We start from the raw sequence: 6,095 nt of genomic DNA on the forward strand, positions 1-6,095 counted from the left end.
TAGCGGGGTTGGTGTATGTATATGTGAAACGGGGAGCGGCAGTTCGGGCATCGCCGTCGGGCGCCACCATCGTCGGCATTGCTGTCAGTGGACGGTGCGCCAAGGCGCACCCTATGATCGCTGAAAAAACCCCTGTCATTCGCCCACAAAAAACCCGCCATTTGGCGGGTTTTTTAGCAAGCGGTGCTGAACTGTCAGAATACCGGGGTGTAAGCGGCTTGCGGGTTGGCCTGGTCGATCGCCTTGATGTAGATGGCGACGCGGCGGTCTTGCGGGTTGTTCTGCGCGGTGGCGTATTGTTCGCCGTAACCCTGCACGACGAAACGCTGCGAGTTGATGCCCTGTTGCGCGAGGTATTGCGCGACGGACTGGGCGCGGCGTTGTGAGAGTTGCATATTGTGCTGCTCGCTGCCGCTGCCGTCGGTGAAGCCGTACACGTGAACGACGGTTTCCGGATACTGTTGCAGGGTTTGCGCGATGCTGCCCAGCGGCTGGTAGAAGTTCGGCTTGATGACGGATTTGTCCACGTCAAACAGTACTTCGCTCTGGATGTTGAGCTGGATGGTGCTTTCGTTGACGCGCTGTACCTGCACGCCGCTGTTGGCGACCTGCTGTTGCAGTTGTTCCTGCTGGCGGTCCATGTAGTTGCCAATCGCCGCTCCGGCGAGGGCACCCGCGACCGCACCAATGTAGCGTCCCTTGTCGTCGTCGATTTGGTGGCCGACCACGCCGCCGGCGAGCGCGCCGATGGCGGTTCCCATCGCGGTGGACTGGTTGGCCATGCCGCCGAAGCCGCCGCCGCCGGCGGTCTCACAGCCAGCGATCATCATCGCGGACAGGCCTGCAACAAGGCCAAGATTGCTTTTTTTCATGGTTTTTTCTCCGTTGGATTGCGACCGCGGCATGATAGCGATTCCCGCCGCGCCCTTCATTAAAGGTCATCCACGCGCAGCGCTATAATGCCGGGCTTTTCCCACCCTCAAACGCCATGCTTACTCCCGCCGCCCGCGGCGTCCTCTGGGCGCTGTTCGCCACCTTCAATTTCGCGCTGATGGGCGTGCTGACCAAAGAAAGCGCGCGCCTGTTCGCCTACCAGTCCAACGAACTCGCCACCTGGCGCAATCTGCCCGCCGTCTTCGCCCTCGGCGCTTACGCCCTGCTGCGCCGTCAGCGCTTTTCCACTAAATTGCTGCGCGCGCACGTGGTGCGCAGTGTTTCCGGCGCGAGCGCGAGCCTGATTCAGTTCTACACCCTGACCATCCTGCCGCTCGCTACCGCCGTCACCCTCGGCTACAGCTCCGCCATTTTCATCGCCCTCTTTTCCTTCCTGCTGCTGCGCGAGCGCATCACCCGCCGCACCCTCGCCGTGCTGGTGATTGGCCTCTCCGGCGTCGCCATCCTGCTGCGCCCCGGCTTTAACAGCGGCCAGGCGTGGGGACTGTCCTGCGGTCTCGTCGGCGCGGCCGCGACTGGCCTTGCCCACCTGCAACTGCGCGAGATGAGCGCCACCGGCGAGCCGGCCTGGCGCATCGTCTTCTATTTCTCGCTGGTCAGCACCCTGCTGAGCGCGCTGATTGCAACCTACCAGGGCTGGCACGGCATCGAACTGCGCGCCCTGCCGTATCTGCTCGGTATCGGCGCGAGCGGCCTCATCGCGCAGATTGCCATTACCCGCGCCTACGCCATCGGGCAGAAATTCACCATCGCCGCGATGTCCTATCTCACCGTGGTCTATTCCGTCCTCTTTGGCCATTTCCGCTTCGGCGAGACGCTAAGCGGGCAGGAAATCGCCGGTATTGCCGTCATCATCGGCGCCGGACTGCTCAGCATCGGCCCGAAAAACGCGGGCGGCACGCGCCCATCCGCATCACAATCATGACGGACGACCGCATCCTGCTGCACACCAGCACCAGCCTGCTGCGCGCCTGCACACGCCTGCTGCCCTTCCACCTGCTGCTGGCCGCCCTCGGCGGCTGGCGCGCGCACGGCCTCTGCGCGGTCATCGCCTGGACGCTCATCACCCTGAGCCTCGCCTGGCTCCATTGGCGCATCGCCTTCGATGCCGCCATCTTCCGCCGCTGGCAGACGGTGCCGGATGGCGACGGTTTCGACCGCGCCCTGCACACCCTGCGACTGCGCCGTCCGCGCCACCCCCCGCCCACCTTGCCGCAACGCTGCCGGGGCGCGGCACGCCTCTGCCGCCAACTGCTGCTGATGACGCTGGTGCAGGCGGCCATCACCGCGGCGCTGCTTAGTCGCCACGCACCGCCCTGACCAGCGGCAACATCGCATAACGCAGGCGCAAACCCCAACTGCTGCTCCAGCCGCTGGTGGCGAGGCGAATCTGGCCGTTTTCGACAATGGCGACGGTTGGCGTGGCGACAATGCCGAAGGCGGCGGCGAGACGACCATCCGGGTCGTTGATGACCGGCAACGACCAGCCGTGTTGTGCCAAATACGCGGCGACCGCCGCCTCGCTGCCCGAATGCAGGGCAACGCTGACCACCGGATAGCCGCGCGCCTGCAAGGCGGCGATTTGCGGCGTGGTATGGCGGCAGATACCGCACCACGTCGCCCAAAAATAGAGGAATACCGGGCGTTCGGTGTGTTGCAGGTCAAGCGGCGTGCCATCGGTGGTGACAAGCGGCAGCGCCTGCAAGCCGCGGCTGTCCGGCCAGCGATAAATATCGACGGCGGTGATGATGACCAGCGCCAGCGCCAGCGTGCCGAGGCCGCGCAACAGGCGGCGCAGCAATGAGGGTTTTTCTTTCATGGATGCTCCTGCGCCAATAGCGCCTGATAATGCTGCAACTTCGCCGCCAGATGCGCCTGATGGTCGGCCAGGCGCGCCAATTCCACCGACAGCCGCTGCTGGTGCGCGCGCAGCAATTCATAACGCGCCGCCAGCGTCGCCTCGCCGCCCGCGCGCAGCCAGGCAAATTCCTTGATTTGCGCGAGCGGCATATTGGTTTCTTTCAGGCGCAGGATGAACGCCAGCCAGGCGGCATCGCGCTCACTGTAAATGCGGTAGCCGTTGCCGTCACGGGCGGGCGCGAGCAGGCCTTCCTTCTCATAAAAACGCAGCGTATCGGCGCTGAGGCCGGTCAGCGTCGCAAATGCCTGAATGTGATACACGGAAAAAACCCTTGCTTTGGAGTGGACTCCAAAGCATATCCTCAAGCCTCCATTCACAACAAGGAGCAAACCATGCTTGACCCGGAACTGCTGCAACGCGGCCTCGCCACCCTGAACACCATCGACGGCGAACAGGGCGAGGCGGTGATGAGCGCGCTGGCCGACATCGCCCCCGAGCTGGGGCAATACATCATCGGCTTCGCCTTTGGCGAGATTTACAACCGCCCGGCGCTCGATCTGCGCCAGCGCGAGCTGATAACACTGGCCGCCCTCGCCGCACAGGGCGGCTGCGAAAAACAATTGCACGTCCACATCCACGCCGCGCAAAACGTCGGCCTCACCCGCGCGGAAATCATCGAAACCTTTATCCACTGCGTGCCGTATCTCGGTTTCCCGAAAGTGCTGAACGCGATATTCGTCGCCAAAGAAATCCTTGCCGAAAAAGACGGATAAACCGCCATCACGCGCGCATAAAAAAACCGGGTTTAATAACCCGGTTTTTTTAACCAATGCGCAATCAGCCTTTGGCTTCTTCCGCATCTTCCTTCTCGTCGCCGCCATTGCTGTTGGCGCTTTCATTCATGCTTTCGATCGCGGCCTTGCAGAAATTGTCCTGCTGGTCGGCGGGAACCGCGGCAACCTGATCTTTCACGATTTTCATCGCCTGCTCGCTGTAGCTGCCGTCTTTCTTCATGTCTTCTTCCATCTTCTTGTAATAATCATCACAAGAACCGGCAAGGGCGGCTGCCGGATAAGCGGCGGCGATGAGCGATGCGATCAGAACTTTTTTCATGGGGTTTCCTTTATTCAAGTTGAAGGGATTAAATGTCGGAAGCGACGGGCAAATACTACCACGGCGCGCGCAGCCGTCACCATACACTTTATTCAGTGTTTTTTTGCGACGGGGCAGGGCAGGGCGGCCGCTATAATTGCCGCGCATTCATTACCCGGAGAACACCATGCAAACCTTTGACCTCATCTGCATTGGCGGCGGTTCCGGCGGCATCGCCACCGCCCGCCGCGCCGCCGAATACGGCGCCAACGTTGCCGTCATCGAAAGCGGCCGCCTCGGCGGGACGTGTGTGAACGTCGGCTGCGTACCGAAAAAACTGTTCTGGTACGCCGCCAACACCGCCGAAGCCCTGCGCGATGCACCGCGCTTCTTCGCTGACGTGCCGGAAAAAATGCCCTTCCGCTGGCAGGCCTTCAAGGAAGCGCGCGACGCCTACATCGCCCGCTTAAACGGCATCTACGAAACCAATCTCGACAAAAGCGGCGTCACCCTCATCCGTGGTTTCGCCCGCTTTGAGAGCGCCGACACCGTGCGCGTCGGCGACGCCCTTTACCGCGGCAAACACATCGTCATCGCCACCGGCGGCCAGCCCGCTGTCCCCGCACACATCGAAGGCGCAGCGCGCGGCAAAACCTCGGACGACTTCTTCGCGCTGGAGCACCAGCCACAGCGCGCCGTCATCGTCGGCGGCGGCTACATCGCCTGCGAAATCGCGGGCGTGCTGCAAGCGCTGGGCACGCCGACCGACATCGTCATCCGTGGCGAACGCCTCTTGCGCGCGCAAGATGCCGACATCGCCGAAACCCTGGCCGACGCGATGACCGCGCAGGGCATCACCATCCACCGGGGCGCACAAGTGGCGCACGTGGACGACGGCGCGGTAACGCTCAACAACGGCACAACCCTCGCCGCCGACTTCCTCCTCTGGGCGATGGGGCGCCGCGCCAACACTGCCAGCCTCAACCTCACCGCCGCCGGGGTGGCGACACGCGACAACGGCGACATCCCGGTCGATGCCTGGCAAAACACCAACGTTCCCGGCATCTACGCCATCGGCGACATCACCGGCGCGGCAGAGCTGACCCCGGTCGCCATCGCCGCCGGCCGCCGCCTCGCCGCCCGCCTGTTCAATCACCAGCCGGAGGCGCACCTGGACTACGACAACATCCCGACGGTGATGTTCACCCACCCGCCGATTGGCGTCATCGGCCTCGACGAAGCCGCCGCGCGCCGCCAGTTTGGTGACGGGGCGGTCAAAGTCTATCGCGCCGGATTCTCGCCGATGGCACGCGCCTTCGCCGCCCACCCGGCCAAAACCCTGATGAAACTGGTCTGCGTCGGCGCGGACGAAAAAATCGTTGGCATCCAGATGATTGGCGACGGCGTTGACGAAATGCTGCAAGGCTTCGCCGTCGCCGTAAAAATGGGCGCGCGCAAGGCGGATTTCGACAACACCGTCGCCATCCACCCGACCAGCAGCGAAGAACTCGTCACCCTGCGCTGAAATACATACACCAACCCCGCTACCCTGTATGTAAAACCATTGTCGTAGGGTGGGGCTTGCCCCACCGCGCTGACACGACTGCGGGAACAAATGCTGAAAAACTGCGCCGTTCTGCCCCCTCCCCCCGTGGGGAAGGGGCGGGGACTCCCATGAAAAAGGCGGATGCCTTTTTCATGGGTACCCCGCCCCTCCCCCACAGGGGGAGGGGCATAACGGTGCAGGTTTCGGCATGGGTTTCCGTATTGCACACAGCGGCGGAAGTTCCGGGAACGGTTGCAGCGGCTGCCGCCGATCAGCTCCCTCCCCTTGTGGGGGGGGAGGGCTGGGGTGGGGTTAATCATTGCCGCCGCCAATGTTGTCTTGGCGGTGGGGCAAGCCCCACCCTACGTTTTTAGGCGAGGTGTTTTTGCAGCGTCGTCCTGACCGCGCCGTTGCCCGCGAGCATTTCGCTCAGGTAGCCTTCGACCTTTTCGCCCAGGCCGACCGTGTAGAGATCCACGCCGAAGATGGCGCTGTCTTGCAAGAGTTCGCGCACGTTGCCGAGGTTGTCGCTGCCGATGTGCACGCCTTGCAGTTTGGCTTGGGCGCTTTCGAGCAGCGGGTCGGGGCTGCATTCAAAGGCCTCGCCGTTGTCATCGACGCCGAGCAGGTAGCGGCACCAGC

8 protein-coding genes and 1 pseudogene are annotated in these 6,095 nt (G+C 63.2%); 4 read left to right on the forward strand and 5 right to left on the reverse strand.

The annotated features are described in order from the left end of the window. Window positions 1-194: 194 nt before the first annotated feature. Window positions 195-872: an OmpA family protein gene (locus Q0349_RS08360; RefSeq protein ID WP_298080412.1), complete on the reverse strand. Its 678-nt coding sequence runs from the start codon at window positions 870-872 to the stop codon at window positions 195-197. 116 nt (window positions 873-988) lie between these two features. On the opposite strand from Q0349_RS08360, the gene Q0349_RS08365 reads away from it, so the two are divergent. Together Q0349_RS08365 and Q0349_RS08370 are read left to right on the forward strand one after the other, a co-directional pair. Further along, entirely contained in the window at window positions 989-1,879 is an 891-nt protein-coding gene (locus Q0349_RS08365; RefSeq protein WP_298080413.1) for a DMT family transporter, read from the forward strand. Further along, window positions 1,876-2,274: a hypothetical protein gene (locus Q0349_RS08370; RefSeq protein WP_298080414.1), complete on the forward strand. Its 399-nt coding sequence runs from the start codon at window positions 1,876-1,878 to the stop codon at window positions 2,272-2,274. The genes Q0349_RS08365 and Q0349_RS08370 overlap by 4 nt, the downstream gene beginning before the upstream one ends. Here Q0349_RS08370 and Q0349_RS08375 read toward each other — a convergent pair. Together Q0349_RS08375 and Q0349_RS08380 are read right to left on the reverse strand one after the other, a co-directional pair. After that, a complete protein-coding gene (locus Q0349_RS08375; RefSeq protein WP_298080415.1) occupies window positions 2,252-2,773 on the reverse strand; it encodes a protein disulfide oxidoreductase in 522 nt (173 codons plus the stop codon). The genes Q0349_RS08370 and Q0349_RS08375 overlap by 23 nt on opposite strands. After that, a complete protein-coding gene (locus tag Q0349_RS08380) occupies window positions 2,770-3,135 on the reverse strand; it encodes a MerR family transcriptional regulator (protein ID WP_298080416.1) in 366 nt (121 codons plus the stop codon). Before Q0349_RS08380 ends, Q0349_RS08375 begins: the two co-directional genes overlap by 4 nt. Window positions 3,136-3,207: 72 nt before the next feature. On the opposite strand from Q0349_RS08380, the gene Q0349_RS08385 reads away from it, so the two are divergent. Beyond that, entirely contained in the window at window positions 3,208-3,588 is a 381-nt protein-coding gene (locus tag Q0349_RS08385) for a carboxymuconolactone decarboxylase family protein (RefSeq protein WP_298080417.1), read from the forward strand. A gap of 64 nt (window positions 3,589-3,652) precedes the next feature. Here the strand turns inward: Q0349_RS08385 and Q0349_RS08390 are convergent, their stop codons facing one another. Then, complete coding sequence (locus tag Q0349_RS08390) at window positions 3,653-3,928, reverse strand: cell surface protein (RefSeq protein ID WP_298080418.1); 276 nt, start codon at window positions 3,926-3,928, stop codon at window positions 3,653-3,655. A 166-nt stretch (window positions 3,929-4,094) separates the two neighbouring features. On the opposite strand from Q0349_RS08390, the gene gor reads away from it, so the two are divergent. After that, window positions 4,095-5,432 carry a glutathione-disulfide reductase gene (gor, locus tag Q0349_RS08395; RefSeq protein ID WP_298080419.1) on the forward strand — a complete coding sequence of 446 codons (1,338 nt, stop codon included), beginning with the start codon at window positions 4,095-4,097 and terminating at the stop codon, window positions 5,430-5,432. A 391-nt stretch (window positions 5,433-5,823) separates the two neighbouring features. Here gor and Q0349_RS08400 read toward each other — a convergent pair. Further along, window positions 5,824-6,095, reverse strand: a pseudogene (locus Q0349_RS08400) (mannitol dehydrogenase family protein); the annotation flags it as partial.

Source organism: uncultured Cardiobacterium sp. (assembly GCF_938028185.1).
Lineage (GTDB): Bacteria > Pseudomonadota > Gammaproteobacteria > Cardiobacteriales > Cardiobacteriaceae > Cardiobacterium.

Coding starts and splice junctions, on each gene's coding strand:
- Q0349_RS08360 (WP_298080412.1), bottom strand. CDS start 872: ATGAAAAAAAGCAATCTTGGCCTTGTTGCAGGCCTGTCCGCGATGATG.
- Q0349_RS08365 (WP_298080413.1), top strand. CDS start 989: ATGCTTACTCCCGCCGCCCGCGGCGTCCTCTGGGCGCTGTTCGCCACC.
- Q0349_RS08370 (WP_298080414.1), top strand. CDS start 1,876: ATGACGGACGACCGCATCCTGCTGCACACCAGCACCAGCCTGCTGCGC.
- Q0349_RS08375 (WP_298080415.1), bottom strand. CDS start 2,773: ATGAAAGAAAAACCCTCATTGCTGCGCCGCCTGTTGCGCGGCCTCGGC.
- Q0349_RS08385 (WP_298080417.1), top strand. CDS start 3,208: ATGCTTGACCCGGAACTGCTGCAACGCGGCCTCGCCACCCTGAACACC.
- Q0349_RS08390 (WP_298080418.1), bottom strand. CDS start 3,928: ATGAAAAAAGTTCTGATCGCATCGCTCATCGCCGCCGCTTATCCGGCA.
- gor (WP_298080419.1), top strand. CDS start 4,095: ATGCAAACCTTTGACCTCATCTGCATTGGCGGCGGTTCCGGCGGCATC.